The 17943-nt window shown below is 67.4% G+C and carries 20 protein-coding genes; 10 read left to right on the top strand and 10 right to left on the bottom strand.

The window, feature by feature from the left end; genetic code table 11:
• On the top strand, positions 1-1103 hold a 1103-nt coding region (locus ACP99_RS11470), incomplete at its 5' end, for a molybdopterin-dependent oxidoreductase (RefSeq protein WP_049986731.1).
• Between the two features lie 21 nt (positions 1104-1124).
• Here the strand turns inward: ACP99_RS11470 and ACP99_RS11465 are convergent.
• From ACP99_RS11465 to ACP99_RS11450, 4 genes are all read right to left on the bottom strand, one after another.
• The gene (locus ACP99_RS11465) at positions 1125-1868 is read right to left on the bottom strand and encodes a DNA polymerase sliding clamp (protein ID WP_049986730.1); all 744 of its coding nucleotides are present in this window, start codon (positions 1866-1868) and stop codon (positions 1125-1127) included.
• A gap of 68 nt (positions 1869-1936) precedes the next feature.
• Entirely contained in the window at positions 1937-3154 is a 1218-nt protein-coding gene (locus ACP99_RS11460) for a carboxypeptidase-like regulatory domain-containing protein (RefSeq protein WP_049986729.1), read from the bottom strand.
• Positions 3151-5601 carry a cytochrome c biogenesis protein CcsA gene (ccsA, locus tag ACP99_RS11455; RefSeq protein WP_049986728.1) on the bottom strand — a complete coding sequence of 817 codons (2451 nt, stop codon included), beginning with the start codon at positions 5599-5601 and terminating at the stop codon, positions 3151-3153. Before ccsA (ACP99_RS11455) ends, ACP99_RS11460 begins: the two co-directional genes overlap by 4 nt.
• Positions 5598-6161 carry a thioredoxin family protein gene (locus tag ACP99_RS11450; protein ID WP_197052440.1) on the bottom strand — a complete coding sequence of 188 codons (564 nt, stop codon included), beginning with the start codon at positions 6159-6161 and terminating at the stop codon, positions 5598-5600. The genes ccsA (ACP99_RS11455) and ACP99_RS11450 overlap by 4 nt, the downstream gene beginning before the upstream one ends.
• Before the next feature lie 239 nt (positions 6162-6400).
• Between ACP99_RS11450 and ACP99_RS11445 the strand changes: the two genes are divergently transcribed.
• Genes ACP99_RS11445 through ACP99_RS11430 form a run of 5 tightly spaced genes read left to right on the top strand, consistent with a single transcriptional unit; the run spans position 6401 to position 10137 of the window.
• Entirely contained in the window at positions 6401-7753 is a 1353-nt protein-coding gene (locus tag ACP99_RS11445; protein ID WP_081927441.1) for a c-type cytochrome, read from the top strand.
• A gap of 24 nt (positions 7754-7777) precedes the next feature.
• Positions 7778-8470, top strand: coding sequence for a cytochrome c biogenesis CcdA family protein (locus ACP99_RS11440; RefSeq protein ID WP_049986727.1), 693 nt, complete (start codon positions 7778-7780; stop codon positions 8468-8470).
• 4 nt (positions 8471-8474) lie between these two features.
• On the top strand, positions 8475-9260 hold the full coding sequence (gene ccsA, locus ACP99_RS11435; protein ID WP_197052439.1) for a cytochrome c biogenesis protein CcsA: 786 nt from the start codon (positions 8475-8477) through the stop codon (positions 9258-9260).
• Between the two features lie 2 nt (positions 9261-9262).
• Positions 9263-9382 carry a CcmD family protein gene (locus ACP99_RS19270; RefSeq protein WP_081927436.1) on the top strand — a complete coding sequence of 40 codons (120 nt, stop codon included), beginning with the start codon at positions 9263-9265 and terminating at the stop codon, positions 9380-9382.
• A gap of 35 nt (positions 9383-9417) precedes the next feature.
• A complete protein-coding gene (locus tag ACP99_RS11430) occupies positions 9418-10137 on the top strand; it encodes a halocyanin domain-containing protein (RefSeq protein ID WP_049986726.1) in 720 nt (239 codons plus the stop codon).
• A gap of 33 nt (positions 10138-10170) precedes the next feature.
• Here ACP99_RS11430 and ACP99_RS11425 read toward each other — a convergent pair whose 3' ends face one another.
• Genes ACP99_RS11425 through ACP99_RS11415 form a run of 3 tightly spaced genes read right to left on the bottom strand, consistent with a single transcriptional unit; the run spans position 10171 to position 12009 of the window.
• Positions 10171-10845, bottom strand: coding sequence for a heme exporter protein CcmB (locus ACP99_RS11425; RefSeq protein WP_049986725.1), 675 nt, complete (start codon positions 10843-10845; stop codon positions 10171-10173).
• A 19-nt stretch (positions 10846-10864) separates the two neighbouring features.
• Complete coding sequence (locus ACP99_RS11420) at positions 10865-11632, bottom strand: ABC transporter ATP-binding protein (RefSeq protein ID WP_049986724.1); 768 nt, start codon at positions 11630-11632, stop codon at positions 10865-10867.
• A complete protein-coding gene (locus tag ACP99_RS11415; protein WP_049986723.1) occupies positions 11629-12009 on the bottom strand; it encodes a cytochrome c maturation protein CcmE domain-containing protein in 381 nt (126 codons plus the stop codon). Before ACP99_RS11415 ends, ACP99_RS11420 begins: the two co-directional genes overlap by 4 nt.
• Before the next feature lie 219 nt (positions 12010-12228).
• On the opposite strand from ACP99_RS11415, the gene ACP99_RS11410 reads away from it, so the two are divergent.
• Complete coding sequence (locus ACP99_RS11410; protein ID WP_049986722.1) at positions 12229-13005, top strand: 23S rRNA (uridine(2552)-2'-O)-methyltransferase; 777 nt, start codon at positions 12229-12231, stop codon at positions 13003-13005.
• A 14-nt stretch (positions 13006-13019) separates the two neighbouring features.
• On the opposite strand, the gene ACP99_RS11405 is transcribed toward ACP99_RS11410, so the two are convergent.
• Entirely contained in the window at positions 13020-13733 is a 714-nt protein-coding gene (locus ACP99_RS11405; protein ID WP_049986721.1) for a queuosine precursor transporter, read from the bottom strand.
• A complete protein-coding gene (locus ACP99_RS11400) occupies positions 13726-13899 on the bottom strand; it encodes a ribbon-helix-helix domain-containing protein (protein WP_049986720.1) in 174 nt (57 codons plus the stop codon). The genes ACP99_RS11405 and ACP99_RS11400 overlap by 8 nt, the downstream gene beginning before the upstream one ends.
• 172 nt (positions 13900-14071) lie before the next feature.
• On the opposite strand from ACP99_RS11400, the gene ACP99_RS11395 reads away from it, so the two are divergent.
• The 3 genes from ACP99_RS11395 (at position 14072) to ACP99_RS11385 (ending at position 16755) form a co-directional block, all read left to right on the top strand.
• Positions 14072-14272 (top strand): hypothetical protein, encoded by a 201-nt coding sequence (locus tag ACP99_RS11395; protein ID WP_049986719.1) that lies wholly within the window; start codon positions 14072-14074, stop codon positions 14270-14272.
• A gap of 230 nt (positions 14273-14502) precedes the next feature.
• Positions 14503-15339, top strand: coding sequence for a BKACE family enzyme (locus ACP99_RS11390; RefSeq protein ID WP_049986718.1), 837 nt, complete (start codon positions 14503-14505; stop codon positions 15337-15339).
• A 489-nt stretch (positions 15340-15828) separates the two neighbouring features.
• Entirely contained in the window at positions 15829-16755 is a 927-nt protein-coding gene (locus tag ACP99_RS11385; protein ID WP_049986717.1) for a polysaccharide deacetylase family protein, read from the top strand.
• Positions 16756-16838: 83 nt separating this feature from the next.
• On the opposite strand, the gene ACP99_RS11380 is transcribed toward ACP99_RS11385, so the two are convergent.
• Positions 16839-17939 carry a GNAT family N-acetyltransferase gene (locus tag ACP99_RS11380; protein ID WP_049986716.1) on the bottom strand — a complete coding sequence of 367 codons (1101 nt, stop codon included), beginning with the start codon at positions 17937-17939 and terminating at the stop codon, positions 16839-16841.
• Positions 17940-17943: the final 4 nt, after the last annotated feature.

Here is a 17943-nt window from a genome sequence, read left to right as displayed (position 1 = left end):
GGAGGCCGACGGCCTCCCCGGACAGGCGGCGGTTCCTCCGGCGCGCGGGCGTCGTCGTCGTCGCGGGCGCGGGGTCGCTCGTCGGTCTGCGGGCGGCGTTCGAGCGCCTGTCCGGCGACGGCCTCGAGACCGGCGCGACCGACGGCGATCGGGACGGTTCCGGAACCGACGGAATGGGGGGCGCTTCGACGCCCCGCGTGGGCGACCCTCGGTTCGACTTCGCGGGAATGCCGCCGGCGATCACGCCTCCCGAGGAGCACTACGTCGTCGACATCAACATCCGTCCGCCGGAGGTCGATCTCGAATCGTGGACCCTCGACGTCGACGGCGCGGTCGAGGAGCCGTACGGCCTGTCGTACGACGAACTCCGCGAGCACGAGGCGAACACCGAGCAGTTCACGACGATGCTCTGTATCTCGAACACCGTCGGCGGCGACCTCGTCGGGACGTCCCGGTGGACGGGCGTCCAGCTCTCGGACCTCGTCGCGGACGCGGCGCCGTCGGAGGCTGCGGTCGACGTCGTCACTCACGCGGCCGACGGCTACAGCGAGGCGATCCCGCTCGAACTCGTCGAGCGCGAGGACATCCTGATCGCCCACCGAATGGGCGCGGAGCCGCTGACGCGAGCGCACGGCTTCCCGGCGCGGTTGCTCATCCCCGGCCGGTACGGGATGAAGATGACCAAGTGGATCACCCGGATCGAACTCGCAGAAGTCGAGCACGACGCCTACTGGGAGCAGCGCGGCTGGGACGAGGAAGCCGTCGTCAACACGATGTCGTACGTCCGCGGGGCCGAACGCGACGGCGACCGCGTCACGGTCGGCGGCGTCGCCTTCGGCGGCTTAGAAACGGGTGTCGAAGAGATCGCGGCCGTCGAAGTCAGCGTCGACGGCGGCAGTTCGTGGACCGAGGCGGAGTTGGAGTCGCCGATCGCCCCGCACGCGTGGCGGCGCTGGCGACACGCCTTCGACGCCCCGGACCGCTCGGAGTTCGCGGTCGTCGTCCGAGCGATCAGGCGGGACGGCACGGTACAGACCGAGGAACGGAGTCCACCGCGCCCGAGCGGCGCGACCGGATGGCACCGGAAGACGGTTCGGGTGTGAGAAGACGGTGCAGACGGACGCCTAGTCGCTCTGGATGCGCGGCGCGAGCATATACGTGATGTTGCCCTGTCCCTCGGCGACGGCGTAGTGGATCTTGACGGGGAACTCCTCGCCGAGTTCGACGGTGACCTCCGCGTCCTTCGGGATCGCCTTGTTCATGTCCTTCAGGTAGTCCAGCGAGAACAGCGAGTCGGCCGAGCCCGCGGTGAGCGCGATCAGGTCGCCGGCGTCGAGTTCGAAGTCGACGTCGTCGGTGTCGCCCTCTGCCTCGATGTGGAACGCCTCGTCGTCGGCGTCGACGCGGAGGCGGACGTGATCGGAGACCATGTCGGCCGCCTTGATCCCGCGATCGAGCTGTGCGCCCTCGAGGACGATCTCGGCGGCGAGATCGAGGTCCGGGATGTCGGGCTCCTGGCGGATCGAGTCCGGATCGATGAGCGCGAGCGTCGAGGAGAGGCCGTCCATCCGGATGTTGAGCTTGCGGGTCTCCTCGTCGAGTTCGAGTTCGACGAGCTGATCGCCCGAGGCCATCCCGACGAAGTCCTCGAGCTTCGCGAGGTTGACGCCGATGACGCCGCCGTCGGCCTCGTAGGACTCGAAGGCGGCGGCGTCCAGCGAGAGATCGACCATCCCGACGTTCGCGGGGTCGACCGCGCGGATCGACAGTTCGTCTTCGTTCAGCCGGATCTTGCACTCGTCGACCAGCACGCTCACCGAGTCGAGCGCGTCCTGGAGCGTAGACGCGCTCACGATGGCCTTGAACATATGGAGCGTGCTACGGCAGCGGGCTTAAAAATACTCGTGGTTTTTCTTTGCGCGCGCGGTGGAGCGCATCACTCCGAGCGGGTCACTCGGTACGCTCCGAGGCCGACGGCGACAGTGCCGAAGATCCCGGCGAGCATCGGGACGCCGGGGAACGACGGGATCGACCCGCTCTCGGAGGACGACGTTTCGATCGCGTCCGCGCCCGAGTCGCCTCCGGCGGTCGAGGCGGTGTCATTCGTCCGCGCGCCGGCGACGTCGACGCTGATCGTCGTCCCCGCCGCCAGCGACTCGTTCGTCGTGAGCAGCGGGATCGGTGCCGATCCGACCCGGAGGTTCTCCGAGTGGCTCACTCGGGACGGATCGTAGCCCTGGAGAACCACCGCGAGCGACGACGTGTTCCGCCGGACCTCCTTCTCGAACTGCGTCCCGGAGAGATCGTAGGCCGCGCCCACCTGCGTGCTCCCGTTCGCCGGCACGCTGACGTTCAGTTCGACGCCCGCGTCCGTCTGTCGGTACTCCGCGCCCGACCCGTCGACCATCGCGGCGTACGGCGACGCGTCGGCCGGCGTTCCGATCGTGACAGTCCCGACGAAGGGCCGGTCGCTCGGGTTCTCGAAGGCGACCGTCTCGACGACGCTCGGCGCGTCCGAGTCGTTCCCCGGCGGTACGATCTGGACCACGTGACCGGTCGGGGTGCGGTTCGCGACGTCGAGTACGGACGTGTCGTTCGTCGGCGGCAGCGCCGTGACCGTCACGTTCTGTGTCGTCGACGGATCGACCGTCCGTCGGTACGCCGCGTTCCCGACCGTGGTGCGAAGCTCGTACGTCTCGTCGGATTCGAGCGGACCGAACGCGAACGCGCCCGTCTCGTTCGTCCGCCCCGTGTCGACGACGTACTCGTTCTCGTCGATCAGTTCGACGACCGCGCCGGACTCCGCTGTCCCGTCGGCGTCGACGACCCGACCGGAGAACCGCTCGGACAGTTCGATGTCGACCCGCGTGCGGTTCTGCAGGATCTCGTAGTGCGTCGCGCCGCCGTACTGGATCCGGACGGCGTACGCCGGTGCGTCCGGTGCGTCGACCGAGAACGACGACCCTTCGACCGTCGTCGTCACCGCGTCCTCCGCCCGCTGCCGCTGCTCGGTCAGCGGGACGACCTCGACGCGAGCGCCGTCCGCACTGCCGTCTGCGACGGTGACCGTCCCGCCCACCGTCGTCGTCGCGCTGGCGACGGGTACGAACGCGAGCGCGCTGAGGACCACGAGGAGCGCGAGCAGCCGTCTCATCGCTCCGACACCTCCGTGACGCCCTCCGGCCGATCGCGGGCCGTCGGCGCGCTCGACTCGCCGGAGCCGACGACCGAGTTCGTTCGGACGCCGTGTCGCGGATCGAAGACGAACACGAGCAGCATCCCGACGAGGAGCGCCGCGATACTCAGACGCATCAGCGTCACGAAGGGAACCCGCTTGACGGATATCGAGGCCGTCCCGTCGCTGACGCCGGCGATGACGTACGTGTCGACGAGCGGCCCGCGATCGATCAGCACGTCTCTCACTTGGAGGCCGCCCTGTTCGGGGTACTCACGCTGCCCGGCGACGCCGGAGACGACGAGTCCGCTGTCGTCGTACACCGCGAGGGACACGCCGGTGGCGATCACCCGAGTCGGAACGGCCGCATCCGGCGGGTCGTCAGCGGGACCGACGGTCTCGGGACCGGCGAGGACGATCGCGTCGGCCGTCGGGACGAACTCCCACATCACCTGCCCGCGCGCGACGACTTCTTGGCCGGTTTCGAGGCCCACCGACCCGTTGCCCGCGACGCCGATCCACACCTGCGAGTCGTCGAGTTGCACCACCGTCGCCTGCGGCCCCTCGCGTATCGCGGTCACCGTCCCGTGGACGGTCTGCACCGACGTGTTCAGCGACTGTCCGCGGGTGAGAACCTGCGATGAGGAGAGCGCGTACGTCTCCGGTTCGGGGTCTGTCGGGAACTCGGTCCGCTCGTAGCCGAGCACCCGGACGTCGTAGGCGGACGTCCCGACGTCGCGCTGGGAGGTATCGACCGCGCCGGCCGCGACGCCGGTCGCCATCACCGACGCCTGTCCGGCGAAGAGGTACATAAACGGCAGCGAGAGCACGAGCAGCGCCGCCCCGACGTGGATCAGCGTGATCCCGGACTCCTTCAGTCGCGCGTCGCGACTGGACGTCGCGGCGATCCGCCCCCACGTCCGCTTGACCGTCCCGAGGATCGCGTACGCAACCGGCGGTAACACCGAAAGCGCGCTCGCGTTGCCGATCACCTGATAGACGAGGGCGTCGTCCGGGCGCACCGACGCCAGCCGCCACGTCTCCGACGGCGCGACGGCGGCACCGACGAGCGTCGCGAGGCCGAACACCGCCACTCCAACGAGGCTCCGGCGGAGGCCCTCCCGATCGAAGTCCATGTAGAACCCCAGAAGGAGCAAGGCAGCGAGTACGAGCGGGTAGCTCCACAGGTTGTAGTAGCGCGATTCGACGGACACTTCGAGGCCGGTCATCGCGCTCCGGAGCACCGGGAACGAGAGCCCCCACAGGGAAACGAACGTGAGCAGTCCGAAGAGGAGGACGGCGAGGTGAAGCAGATTCGAGCGGGTGACCCATCCCGCGAGTCGCCCCTCGCCGCTCGGCTCGGAGTCGGACGCGTCGACCTCGTCCTCCTCTGTCAGGAGCCAGTAGGTGAACGGGAGCACGACGCCGAGGAGGGTCGTCACGCCCATCAGCACGAGGAACGACGCCCCGATCCCGCCGTCGGCGAACGAGTGGATGCTCCGGAAGACGCCGCTTCTGACCACCGACGTCGTGTACACCGCGAGCGCGAACACGCTGGCGGTCATCGCGGGCGCGAGGACCCGGTACCGACCGCCGGGCCGGTAGTTCGTGACCGCGTGCAGCGTCGCGGTCAGGAACAGCCACGGGATCAGGATGGCGGTCTCGACGGGGTCCCACGCCCAGATCCCGCCCCAGCCGAGCACCGTGTACGACCAGAGGCCCCCGAGCGCGACGGCGGCGGTGAGAAACAGCCATCCGAGTCGGAGCCAGCGGGTCACGCTCCCGACCCACGCCGAGAAGAGACCGTCGTCGCCGCGGAACAGCGCGATGAAGTGGACGGCCCCGATCGCGAACGGCATCGTCAGCAGCGCGTAGGAGACGAACATCACCGGCGGGTGGATCGCCATATACGGATCGACGAGGAGGGGGTTCAGTCCCTGTCCGCTCGTCGGCGTGAACCCCGGGGGCGCGTTGGGGAACGCGGTCCGAACCGAGGCGAACGGGCTCTGCAGCAACAGCATCGCCGTGAAGTACGTCACGACGCCGACGGTGAGCGCGTGGACGAGCTTTCCGCGCCGCGTCGGGAACCCCCGCGTCACGCCGGCAGTCAGCGCGACGACGGCGACGATCGCCGCCCACAGGAGTACCGACCCCTCGTTGGCCGCGTACACGCCCGTCACACGGTAGAGCACCGAGAGGTACGCGGCGGTGTTCTCCCACACGTAGGCGTTCGAGTAGTCGAGGCTCACGAACTGGTAGGTGAGATGCGAGAGCGCCCCGACCAAGAGCACCGCCGTCGCCGCGGTCAGTTTCGGGACGTACGAGAGGTACCGATCGTCGTCGAGGAGGTACGCCCGCGTGAGGAGCGACGTGCTCGCCAGTCCAGCGAGAAACGCCAGCGCCAGCAGGACCGTCCCGGGGTTCACTGTGCGGCCTCCGTCGTCGCTCCCGACTCGGGTCTGGGCGTCGACGTCGGTCCGGCGGCCGCTGTCGAGGACCCGTCATCGGCCGTCTCGCCGGACTGGTAGCGCTCCTCGGCCGTCTCCAGGTACGCGAGGAAGTCCTCGGGCGGGGCGTAGCCGGGGATCCGCGTGAGCACCTCCCCCTCGGGCGTCACGACGACGTGCTGCGGCGGGTAGTTGACGTTGTACCGCTGCTGCAGCCGCGCGTCGGCCTCGGCGTCGCTGTCTAAGTTCACCGCTACCTTCGTGAAGTCATCGAGCTCCGATCGCACCGCCGGGTCGCTGTAGTGGTTCTGGTTGTAGTCCTCACAGTAGGTACACCAGGTCGTCCAGAAGTAGATCACGACCGGTTCGTCCTCGGCGGCGGCCGTCTCGACGGCGTCGGCGTAGTCGGTCTGCCACCGCGTCTCCCCGTGGTAGGAGTACCCTTCCCCGGAGAGTACGGGTGCCGCGTTCATCGAAACGTACCCGATCCCGAGCAGTGCGGCGAAGAAGGCGATCGTCATCGCCTTTCGTGGGTTCATCGATGTCCTCGGCTATTAGACTGCGATAGTAAAATCTACCGTCGTCGTCCCGACGGTCGAGTGCAGTCGTGGATCTACTGCTCACGACATTACGAGATCTGTCTATCGAAATTCCGGATTCACCCTTCACAGTCGTGTCGAGGGTAAACTTTATTGTCCGTCTATTTCGATTCGCAAACACGACTCCGTAGAGGGATACGAGAAATGACAGACTATCTAACTGCCAGGTGGGCAGATACATGAGTCAGGGCGACTCGACGCTCTTGCTCAAGCCCGTCCTGCTCGTCTTCGGGACGGTGTTCGCGGCGATCGTCGTCGTGTTCGCCATCAACGGCGCGGTCGCGTTCCTCGGCGGCCCGGGGGACGCGCCGGCAGCCAGCGCCGGCGGTGGCGAGGTCCGCGAACTCCCTGGCACCTGGAACGGCAGCAAGTGGTACAGCGAAGACCTGCGCGAGCAGGGGTTCGAGTACAAGAACGCGACCGCGGGCGAGGAGGTCAACTTCGTCCCCAAGGAGATGAACAACTCGACGCTCCCGGAGAACGAGAACCGCGCGGAGCTCATCCGTGAGGGGCGCGCGATATTCGCGAACACGTCCAACGAGATGCCCGAGCACGTCGGGAACGACCTCTCGTGTGCGAACTGCCACGGCGGAGGCGACCTCCCCACGACGACCGGAATGGTCGGGCAGGACATCGACATGATCCCGCTCGTCGGGACCGCGGCGGGCTACCCCGAGTGGACCGGCCGCACCCAGCGGATGCGGGACATGCGTCAGCGGATTATGGGGTGCTTCCTCCGGAGTATGAACGCGCCGGGCTCCGAGGAGGGCGTCCCCGCCTACGACAGCCGCGAGATCCAGGCGATGGAGTCGTACATGGTCTGGCTGAACAAGGGCACGCCGAGCGAGACCGTCCCCTACTGGCGACACATCGAGAAGCCGGAGGGTGACGAGAAGGTTCCCGTCTCGGAGATCAACCCGGTCCGCGGGGCCGAGTTGTACCTCGAGAACTGCGCGTCCTGTCACGGTGCAGACGGACAGGGCGCCGAGGGACAGTACCCGCCGCTTTGGGGTGAAGGTTCGTACAACGACGGGGCCGGAATGGGTCGCGTCTACACGTCCGCCGGCTTCACCCGCGAGGCGATGCCGTACGGCGCGGCGCACACGTTCTCCGACTGGGAGGACGTCCAGGACGTCGCCGGGTTCATGAACGCCCACAAGCGGCCGCACCTGCCGCGACAGCCCAAGGACTGGGCCGCCGCGGGCGCGCCCGACGAGGCGGTCTACTACAACCGCACGCAGCAGCGCCTCGGGTACGATATGAACCCGATGACGAAGAAGCTCATGCTCGCGGACATCCCGATCGACGACTCGGAGATCAACGAGAGCGTGATCCCCGACAACGTCGAGCGGTACGACCAGCCGCTCCGGAACGAGTCCGTCGACGGCTCCTGGGAGACGACGTGGATCCGGACCTACGAGAACGTCGACAACTCGACGAGCGACGACGCCGCGAACCAGTCGTCGGTGACCGCTCAGGACGCGGTCACGACCGCCTTGGCGGCAGAGCAGTCCGGACAGACGGCGAGCTAACGAACCCACAACGACCAGCATCGAATGATAACCGACCCGACCGCCGCCACCGTGTTTCTCGCGGGGGTTTTGACGATCCTGACCCCGTGCTGTCTCCCGATGATCCCCGTCCTCGTCGTCGGCGCGAACGGGCACCGGCTTCGGCCGGTCGCAATCGTCGTCGGGAGCACGGTGACGTTCACGGCTCTCGGGGTCTTGACCGGGATGGTCGGCTCCGTGACGCCCGATTCCGTCCGCGCGCCATTCGCCATCCTGATGTTGGCGTTCGGGGCCGTGATGGCCGACGACGACCTCAACGAGATCTACTCGCGGTACGCCTCTCGCCTCGCCGGCCGGGCGACGCGGCTCACCGGCCGCGTCGACGAGGACGCCCACCCGCTGGGAAACGCGTTCGCGGTGGGGTTGCTTCTAGGCGTCATCTGGCTCCCTTGCGTCGGCCCCGTCCTCGGCGGCGTCTTGGCGTACGTCGGGACGACCTCGGACGTCGTCGGCAGCGCGCGGCTGTTGGCGACGTACGGGGCCGGCTTTTCGATCCCGCTCCTGGGCGTCGCCTACCTCGGCCAGGCCGGCAGCAGTCGGCTGCTCGACTCGGTCACGAGCGGGGGATCGCCCGAACTGTTCCGGACGGTGACCGGCTACGCGCTCGTCGCGCTCGGAATCGCCGTGCTCTTCGGGCTCGACAAGCTTGCACTCGCATCGGTAACGACGTGGATCTAACAGTATGAACGGCAGCTCATCGACTGACGACGGGGACGCTCGCGCTCGCGGGAGCAGAAGCAACGACGTTCGGTTCGCCCGGATTCTCGCGAGGGTGACCGCGGTGCTCCACCGCGTGACGGGCAGTCGGTTCGTCGCGTGGGGGGCGTTCGGCTTCGGACTGCTCTCGATGGTGTTGATCTTCGGCGTCGCTTCGGACACGATGTACGGGATCGAACACGGCGCGAACCTGCTCGCGTACTGGCACATCTCGCTCGCGTGGGTCGCGGCCGCGGCACTCGGATCGACGTTCGTCGGCAGCGCGCTGTACCTGCGCTACCGGGGGCCGTTCTGGAGCCGACTGGCCCACAGCTCCGGCGAACTTGGCTTCCTGTTCGCGACGCTGACGCTGCTGCTGGGCAGCGCGTGGGGGCGCGTCATCTGGAACTCCTGGTGGGAGTGGACCGACGTCAGGCTGGTGACGTTCCTGATCGTCTGGTTCATCTACGCCGGATACCTCGTCGTGTACGCCGCGACCGACGCCCAGGCGGGTGACCGGTACGCGGCCGTTTACGGCGTCGTCGGGTTCGTGACCGTCCCCCTGTCGTACGCGTCGACGCGGCTCTGGACGCCGACGTTCCACGAGACCACGATCGGAAACAGCGGCGTCAGCGCGAACATCGATCCGCTGACGCTCGTGGTGACGCTGATCGCGGCGACGTTCCTCTATCTGTACCTCGTCGGCATCCGGATCCGCATCCACGAACTCGAACAGAAGGTTCGCAGAGCACGGCTCTCACGGAGGCGATAACGATGGAACCACTACTGCTGGCCGGCTACTCCGCGCTCTTCGTCGCGTTCTTCGGATACGTGACGTACCTCCAGCGCCGGATGGCCCGCCTCGAACGACAACTCGAAGACGTACAGGCGTAAGACCGAGCCCACAGACGACTCACGACCGATACACAATGTCAGCGCAACTCGACGATTCGACCGACCGACGCGCGTTTCTGCGCCGAACCGCGACCGGACTCGGCGCGGCAGCGACGATAGCCCTCGCCAGCGACTCTGCGGCCGCCCAATCCGAACCGGATTACGGCGGCTGGTTCGACGGCGTCTCCAACTACGAGGGGACTTACGACTACACCGGCCAATCGGAGGTGACCGTCGCGGTCGGCTCCGAGGCCAACGGCGGGTACTACGGGTTCGGCCCCGCGGCGATCCGGGTCGACCCCGGCACGACCGTCGTCTGGGAGTGGACCGGCGAGGGGAACAGCCACAACGTCGTCGCCGAGGACGGAAGCTTCGAGAGCGACCTCTACAGCGCGCCCGGCGAGACGTTCGAGCACACCTTCCAGAGCGAGGGGACGTACAAGTACTACTGCGACCCGCACCGGTCGCTCGGTATGCTCGGGGCCGTCGTCGTCGGCGGCAGCGGCGGCCTCGACTCCAGCCAGGTCGAGCAGCCGCTTCTGGAAGCCGGCGGAGAGGGCGGAAGCGGCGGGTCGGGCGGCGAGTCCGGTGGCGGATCGGGCGACGAATCCGGCGGCTCGGGGACGCCGATCTCCTTCGAGAACGCGACGTTCGTCGCGCTTCTCGCGCTCGGACTGCTCTCGCCGATCTTCTTCGGGATCTTCCTCCTGCTGCAGGAGGGCGACGCCGCGGGACCGCCGGCGGACGCGGAGTGAGCGCGGGCAGACCTGGTGGCCTCGGGACCGGCCTCACGTCTCGACGACGTACTCGAACGTCGCCACGCCGGCGAGGAGCACGATTCCGGTGTAGAGGCCGAGGAGTCGGAGCCAACCGCCGAGCGGCGCGCCGCTCTCGAGCGCCGCGGTGAGTTCGACCCCGGCGAGCAGCAGCGGCACGACGAGCGGGACGAGAAGGACCGGCAGCGCGAGTTCGTCCAGTCCCGACCGGAACGTCAGAATCGAGACGACGACGCCGATGGCGGCGAACCCGACGGCGCTGACCAAGAGCACGGCCGCGATCGAGACCGCCGTCGAGACCGACGGGCTGTAGCCGAGAAAGACCGCGGTCGACCCCAGCGTCACGAGACTCACCGCGAATACGAACACCGTCGTACTGAGTACCTTCCCCAGATAGATCGCGGAGCGGTCGACCGGGGCGACCAGCAGGCCGTCCAGCGCCCCGTTTCGATCTTCGAGTTCGACCGTCTTCGTGACGCCGAACGTCCCGGCGAAGACGAAGGCGATCCACAGCGCGCCGCGGCCGAGCAGCGCCGACCGCTGTAGCGTCTGGACGAAACTGAACGCGAACGCGAGCACGACGAGCAGCGCGAAGACGGCGACGGTCGTCGTCACCTGCTTCGTCCGCCGTTCGATCCGGAGGTCCTTCCTGAACACCCGGTAGACCGCTCGGAGAAACCCGCTCATCGCCCCGACCCGACGGCGGTCATCGCGCCGTCTCCCCCGATCGTTCGGGCTCGGAACCGACGCCGATCGTTCGGCGATACTCCGCGGTGAACGCCGTCTCGTCGTCGAGCGCCAGGTCCGCCTCCAGCCGGCCGCGGTCGACGACAAGCGCTCGGTCGCAGCGGTCGACACCGCGTTCGAGGTCGTGGGTCGTCAGGACGACCGTCCGATCGCCGAACCCGTCGAGGATCGATTCGAGGTCGGCGACGGAGCGCTGATCGAGGCCGGTGTAGGGCTCGTCGAGCAACAGCACCTCGGGGTCGTGGAGCAGCGCGCGGGCGAGCGACAGCCGCTTTCGCAGGCCGTGCGAGAACGCCGCCGGCCGGTCGCTCCCGCGGTGAGACAGTCCGACCGTTTCGAGCACCGTCGCACACCGCGCTTCGGGGTCTGCGACGCCGTGGAGATCCGCGTGGACGCGGAGGTTCTCCCGGGCGGTGAGTTCGTCGTACAACATCGTCTCGTGAGTGACGACGCCGACCGTCCGGTAGGTGGTGTAGTCGTCCGGGGCCAGTTCTACGCCGTCGACCGCGATCGTTCCGCGGGTCGGTCGCGCGAGCCCGGCCATCATCCGAAGCAGCGTCGTCTTGCCCGCTCCGTTCGGGCCGAACAGCCCGACCGTCGAACCGCGTTCGACGGCGAACGAGAGGTCGTCGACGGCGGTGAAGTGCCCGTAGGACTTCGTCACGCGGTCGACCTCGATAGCCGGCGCGTTCGAGGCCGCCTCCGCTCGCTCGCCCTTGGACGTCATCGAGTACTCTCGGGCCGTTCCTCGCCCTCGTGTGCACGGACCGAGAGCTTGTTCGCGACCAGTCTGTCGCCCTCGAACTGCCCCTTGGCGACGACGACGCGACCGTCTTGGAGGGTGTCGGGGACGGTCCCTTCGTACACGACCGGAACGGTGTGGTTCTCGTCGGTCACCGCGAAGGTGATCGTCTCTCCGTCGACCTCGAGGTCGGTGACGACGCCTTCGAGGTTGACCCACTCGCCCTGGTACGCTCCGTCAGATTCGGAGACCTTCGTCGGCGACACGAACGCGGCCGAGGCGTTCATACTCGTCGCGCCGAGGGTCGCCAGGAGGACGAGTATCCCGACGGTCGTGACGAGCAGTTTGTTCTTCCGGCGCACGTGTGCGGTTCGTACCCGGCTACCCTTCATTGTACCGGACTACCGCGGTCGGACCCCCGGTTTCGTCGACGTGGGGCGTAGTCACGCCCATCGCTGCGTGTTTCGAAGCGTCCGCGAATCCGGCATCCATTTCCGGCTCAACCCCGTCTCTACCGATATGAACGCGAATTCGCCGGTCGGTTCCCCGCAGAACACAGCGACTAACTCGGTAAGTGAACGATGACCCGAAAGGACCACTACTACAACAAGGCCAAACAGGAGGACTACCGCGCCCGCTCGGCGTACAAGCTGAAGCAGCTCGACGAGGAGGCGGGCCTGTTCGGCCCCGGCAACACCGTGGTCGACCTCGGCGCTGCCCCCGGCGGCTGGCTCCAAGTGGCCGCCGAGGCCGTCGGCGCTCAGGGAACGGTTATCGGCGTCGACTTCCAGCGCATCCGCGACCTCGAACACGACACCGTCGAGACAATCCGCGGCGATATGACCGACGAGGAGACGAAAGCGAAGCTCCGCGAGCGGATCGGCGACGACGGCGCCGACGTGGTGCTCTCGGACATGGCTCCGAACATGACCGGCGAGTACTCGCTGGATCACGCGCGGTCGGTCCACCTCGCCCGGCAGGCCTTCGAGGTCGCGCTCGAACTCCTCCCGGCCGGCGGCGACTTCGCCGCGAAGGTGTTCGACGGGCAGGACCTCGCGGACCTGCGCGCGGACGTCGAAGCGGAGTTCGAGTACGTGCGCTCGATCCGTCCGGACGCCTCCAGGGACTCCTCCTCGGAACTGTATCTGGTCGGGAAACACCGCATCACTGCGCCGGTTCGCGAGGGCGACGAACTCGACGTCGTCGTCGACGACGTCGGCAGCGAGGGGGACGGCGTCGTCAAGGTCGACGGCTACACGCTGTTCGTCCCCGGCGTCGAGACTGGCGACTCCGTTAGCGTTCGCGTAACCGACGTCAAGGCGAAGTTCGGGTTCGCCGAGGTCGTCGACGAGAACTGAGTTTACGCGGGCGCTCAGTCAGCGGCCCACGCGTTCTCGCGCTCGTCGATCTTCGAGCCGCCGAAGAACGCCACGACCGCGTAGACGAACGGCGTGTCGACCAGCGCGATCAGCAGTTTCAGCAGGTACTGGCCGACGATCAGCGAGAGGATCACCGGAACCGGGAGGGGCTCGCCGAAGCCGAGCACCTGCGGCGCGAGGTAGAACGCGACGGCGACGAACAGCACCGTGTCGATCGCCTGACTCGTCGCCGTCGAGGCGACGTTCCGCAGCCAGAGCATCGACGGGCCGGTGGCGTCGCGGATGCGGTGGAACACGAGGACGTCCCAGTTCTGGCTGACGACGTACGCCAGCAGGCTGCCGAGGACGATGTTCGTCCCCGGCGCGAGCACCGCGCGGTACTGGCTGGCCGCGTCGGGGTTCGCCGCCGGCGCCAGGATCGTGCTCCAGACGAGCGCGAGCAGCACGAAGTTCATCACGAAGCCGACGTTGACCATCACCTGCGCCGCGCGGCGGCCGTACAGTTCAGAGTAGCAATCGGAGGCGAAGAACGTCAGCGCGTACGCCAGCGCCGCCCCCGGGAGGATGATGTTCGCGCCCGTGACCGGCAGTTCGACGGGGAGCCCGAACGACAGAAGCTTCGACGCCGTCAGTTGCGCCGTCGTCAGCGCGGTCACGAACAGCGCGACGAGCGCGATCTGGCCGGCCTGCGTACGCGCCTCACTCATCGTCGATCCGTCCGTGCCGCGAGTCGATTTCGTCGAGCACGTCCAGCGTCTTTCGGATCGACGCGCGGATCGCGTCGCTGCGGTTGACGAACTTGCCGTCGTCGCCGACGTGGTCGTCGAGATCCTCGAGTAACTCTTGGGGGATCTCTACGCTGATCTTGGGCATATATTCTCCTAGGAATACCGGGTTAATATACCAGCAGGATTCGAGCCGTCCGTGTCGATCATCGACACACCCCGTGTGCTGGCGCTCGCCGGGTGTGCGCGCGGCGATCGTACGCCCACCAGGCGGTAGCAGTCGGGTTACAAAGGCCTCGCTTCGTGTCATCCCGTATCTGATGACGTGCCCACGACTCGAATACCGCGCCGAGAACGACGAACACGAGTTCGACCACCTGCGGCCCTACTGCACGGTGACCGACGAGTTCGTCTCGCCGATGAAAGCCGACATCTGCAACGATCGGTTCGACTTCGATCACGAGGATCACTGTGAGGTGTTTCAAGCGGCCGTCGAAGCGGCCGCTGCCGACGACGACTGAGCGCCCCGATACCCGCTCCGAACGGCCTCGTGATCGGCGGCAGTGACCGCGTCGCGCTCTGTGTTCCGAGAGTCGCTAGCGAGGGCTCTCCGATCGCACGCTCGTATCGGCGACGATCGATCGGGCCTGTGGGGCGGGGTAAACGACCGTTACCGCGGGTATCCTGGGTAATACAAAGCGACCGTTCCGCCACGTGTCAGACGATCCCGGCTTCGATCGGATCCGACATCATGAGCTACCAGGACTACCTCGACGACAAGAAAGTGATACTGACAGTGGCGACGACGGGCGGCATCCACGGCAAGAACGTGAACCCGAACCTGCCCGAACAACCGGACGAGATCGCCGAACACGTGGCCGCTTGTGAGGATCTCGGGGCCGCGATCTGCCACGTCCACGGGCGCAACGAACACGGCGAGAACGACGCCAGTCGGCTGCAGGCGGTCAACGACGCGATCCGCGAGCGGTGCGACGACATCATCATCCAGAACACGACGGGCGGCCAGAGCACGCTGGAGGCGCGGATCGAGGGAATCCGGACCGACCCCGCTCCCGATATGGCGTCGCTCGATATGGGACCGTTCAACCGCGGCGATCACATCATCACCGAGCACAACCGCCACAACATCCGGACGCTCGCCCGCGAGATGAAAGAGAGGGGAATAAAGCCCGAACTCGAGGTGTTCAACAACGGTCACCTCAACGAGGTGTACCGGTTGATCGAGACCGGACTGCTGGAGGAGCCGTACTACATCAACCTCATCTTCGGCAGCGGCACGTTCACGATGCCCTCCCCGGAGAACGTGCTGAACCTCGTCCGGAACCTCCCGGAGAACAGCGAGTTCAACCTCCTCGCGACCGGACCCCACCAGCTCCCGCTGACGACGCTGTCGGCGATCCTCGGCGGTCACATCCGGGTCGGGATGGAGGACAACCTCTACTACCGGCGGGGTCAACCGGCCGAAAGCAACGCCCAACTGGTCGAACGGACCGCGAAGATCGTCGATCTGCTCGAATGTGACCTCGCGACACCCGACGATGCCCGCGAAATCCTCGGGATGGACTGACGGGGGCGGAAACGCGCTGGGGTCGCGACGAGTCGGCCGGGACTGCGACAGCGATAGCGCCGGGACCGCACCGCCGACACGACGCCCACGTGGAGACCCGTCTCCGACCCGGTCTCGTCGTTCCCGAGAGGCCCGTTCAATGACCTCTTAGTGTCTGTATTGGTTCATTTCGCCCCATTCGTCGCGGGAGACGGCCGCGCGAAACCGATGCGAGGGGACCGTCGTTTCGGCGACGCCGACGCTGCAGTCGTTCGATTTCACCTTCCGCCGGTCGACCTGTCGCGGCTGTGTATGGACGGCGTTCACGCCGTGCTCGCTTCAGACGCGCTTTCGGACCGTATACAGGAGCTTCGGCGGATTACGGGTTTTATACGCTGAGCGACCTGTCATAGCGCTCTCCATAACTAAGCCCCCTCTCGTATAATCCGTGGCCACTGTGAGCTGTCCGATCTCGAATTCTCCGGCGCGCGCTGGCGGAGGTGACTGGCCGTGGGTACGGTAGTGATATCGGTCGATGCGGAGCTCGGATGGGGGTTCTACGACCTTCCCACACCGCCACCGGATCGGCTCGAAGCGGGTCGCGACGGCTGGCGAACGCTTCTCGACCTCTTCGATCACTACCGCATCCCGGCGACGTGGGCGGTCGTCGGCCATCTGTTCCTCGAGGGCTGCGATCGGACTCACCCTCGGCATCCGCTCGCCGGGGCGTGGTTCGAACGGGAACGGACCGAGTGGGCGCACCGTCCGGATCTCCGGTTCGCGCCCGGGTTGATCCAGGAGATCGAGGCGGCCGACGTCGACCACGAGATCGGTTGTCACACCTTCTCGCACGTGCTCTTCGGCGACGGGACGACGAGCGTCGAGGTCGCCCGCGCGGAGTTGGTTGCGGCGCTTGAAGCCGCGGAGAACGCGCCCGTCTCCGCCGAGATGACCTCCGTCGTGTTCCCGCGGAACAGCGTCGGTCACCGCGACGTCCTCGCGGAACTCGGGTTCACTTGCTACCGCGGCGTCCGACCGGACACCGGTTCCTTCGGCCCGAAGGCGCTCCGGAAGATGGGCACGCCGCCCATCGTCAGGCCCTATATCGACGAGTTCGGTCTCGTCAACGTCCCCGCGTCGCTGTATCTGTTCGGCTTCGAGGGGATCGCCCGCCGGCTCTGCGAGTGGGTCTGGGACGATCCGATCGTCAGCCGAGCGCGCGCAGGCGTCGACGCCGCCCTCCGCGAGGACGGCATCTTCCACGTCTGGCTCCACCCGAACAATCTGACGTCCGATCTCGACGTCGAGCGCCTCCGACGGATCTTCGGCTACATCGCGGACCGACGCGAGCGCCACGGCCTCCGCGTCGCGACGATGGCCGAGGTCGCGAGCGCGGCACGCACCCGCTCGGAGCCGCTGGTTTCGGGACGTTCGTAGGACCTCCCTTTGGACGTGACGACGTGGGGCCGTCGGTACCCTCGGAGTAGACGAACCCAGTCACAAACGTGCGTCCGGCAGTGTCAGAACCCGTTGTGCTCGGCGAACGTGAGCCGCCAGCTCTCGGGGTCGTCGATCCGGACGCCGTTCAGTCGCCACGACGGCTCCTCGCGGCCGTCGAAGCGCCGCGAGATGAGAATCGTCGGCGTCGTCACCTTCGACAGCGGCAACCGATCGTCGAGCAGGAACCCGTAGGCGTACAGGAGCGATTTCGGGATCACGCTCGCCGGGGCGACCAACAGGTCCGCGTCCCGCTCGTCGTCGACGATTCGATCGAGAAGCGCCGACAGGCCGCGCTGCCGTCTGTCGCCGCCGACGAGCGGGACCACGTCCGCCAGCGCCACGACGTCGGTTCCGCCCTGTCGCTGTCGTCCGAGGACGACGCCCGCGACCGGCTCGTCCGATCCGCGATCCCGGGCGAGATACGTCTCGTACGCCCAATCGGGCCGGTCGAACCGCCAGTCGTAGAACCGCTCGTCGCGACGGGCGTGAGCGACGTCCGGAACCGCCTGTTCGTACAGCGACGCCAGCGTCGCCGACGGGACGTCGTCGTGGCGGGTGACGCGCACGTCGCCCGGAACCGACCGTCGGAGCCGCTGGACTCCCAACCCGGCGGCGACGAGCGGCGACAGCGCGGCGGCCGCTCCGGACGCGATCCCGTCGGCGAGCGCCGCCGGATTTTGCACGCGGTAGGCCGCCGTGAGCTGTCCCACCTCGCGACAGCCCAGCTTCAGATAGCCGGGCCGCGATAGCGCGTTCGGCACGCTGAACGTCAGGACGTCCTCCGCGAGGCCGCCGTAGTACTCGAACGAGCGCTCGGTCATCCGCGTGAACAGCCCCCGCCGCTGGTGGTCGGGGTGAACCATCGTGTCCCCGGTCTGTAGCCCGAGCGGCGTCTCGTCGCCCACCCGCAGTCGGAACGCCATATACGGTCGCGCGCCGACGAGGTCGCCGTCGTGCTCGGCCACGAACATCGGGACGTGTGAGACGTACGGGTTCTCCAAGTACTTCCATCGGAACCACGCGTCGCTGCCGCCGCCGAAGACCTCCTCGAACAGTTCCAGAAACGCCGCCCGGTCGCCGGGTTCGTACAGCCGGATCGCGTACGACTCGTCGGAGCTCATAGGC

The sequence above is a fragment of the Halobellus rufus genome (assembly GCF_000739575.1).
Lineage (GTDB): Archaea > Halobacteriota > Halobacteria > Halobacteriales > Haloferacaceae > Haloquadratum > Haloquadratum rufum.
This window is presented reverse-complemented; position numbering and strand designations above follow the sequence as displayed.

Excerpts from the sequence above, each read along its gene's own strand:
- ACP99_RS11465 (WP_049986730.1), bottom strand. The coding sequence starts at position 1,868 with ATGTTCAAGGCCATCGTGAGCGCGTCTACGCTCCAGGACGCGCTCGAC.
- ACP99_RS11460 (WP_049986729.1), bottom strand. The coding sequence starts at position 3,154 with ATGAGACGGCTGCTCGCGCTCCTCGTGGTCCTCAGCGCGCTCGCGTTC.
- ACP99_RS11450 (WP_197052440.1), bottom strand. The coding sequence starts at position 6,161 with ATGAACCCACGAAAGGCGATGACGATCGCCTTCTTCGCCGCACTGCTC.
- ACP99_RS11445 (WP_081927441.1), top strand. The coding sequence starts at position 6,401 with ATGAGTCAGGGCGACTCGACGCTCTTGCTCAAGCCCGTCCTGCTCGTC.
- ACP99_RS11440 (WP_049986727.1), top strand. The coding sequence starts at position 7,778 with ATGATAACCGACCCGACCGCCGCCACCGTGTTTCTCGCGGGGGTTTTG.
- ccsA (WP_197052439.1), top strand. The coding sequence starts at position 8,475 with ATGAACGGCAGCTCATCGACTGACGACGGGGACGCTCGCGCTCGCGGG.
- ACP99_RS19270 (WP_081927436.1), top strand. The coding sequence starts at position 9,263 with ATGGAACCACTACTGCTGGCCGGCTACTCCGCGCTCTTCGTCGCGTTC.
- ACP99_RS11430 (WP_049986726.1), top strand. The coding sequence starts at position 9,418 with ATGTCAGCGCAACTCGACGATTCGACCGACCGACGCGCGTTTCTGCGC.
- ACP99_RS11425 (WP_049986725.1), bottom strand. The coding sequence starts at position 10,845 with ATGAGCGGGTTTCTCCGAGCGGTCTACCGGGTGTTCAGGAAGGACCTC.
- ACP99_RS11420 (WP_049986724.1), bottom strand. The coding sequence starts at position 11,632 with ATGACGTCCAAGGGCGAGCGAGCGGAGGCGGCCTCGAACGCGCCGGCT.
- ACP99_RS11410 (WP_049986722.1), top strand. The coding sequence starts at position 12,229 with ATGACCCGAAAGGACCACTACTACAACAAGGCCAAACAGGAGGACTAC.
- ACP99_RS11405 (WP_049986721.1), bottom strand. The coding sequence starts at position 13,733 with ATGAGTGAGGCGCGTACGCAGGCCGGCCAGATCGCGCTCGTCGCGCTG.
- ACP99_RS11400 (WP_049986720.1), bottom strand. The coding sequence starts at position 13,899 with ATGCCCAAGATCAGCGTAGAGATCCCCCAAGAGTTACTCGAGGATCTC.
- ACP99_RS11395 (WP_049986719.1), top strand. The coding sequence starts at position 14,072 with ATGACGTGCCCACGACTCGAATACCGCGCCGAGAACGACGAACACGAG.
- ACP99_RS11390 (WP_049986718.1), top strand. The coding sequence starts at position 14,503 with ATGAGCTACCAGGACTACCTCGACGACAAGAAAGTGATACTGACAGTG.
- ACP99_RS11380 (WP_049986716.1), bottom strand. The coding sequence starts at position 17,939 with ATGAGCTCCGACGAGTCGTACGCGATCCGGCTGTACGAACCCGGCGAC.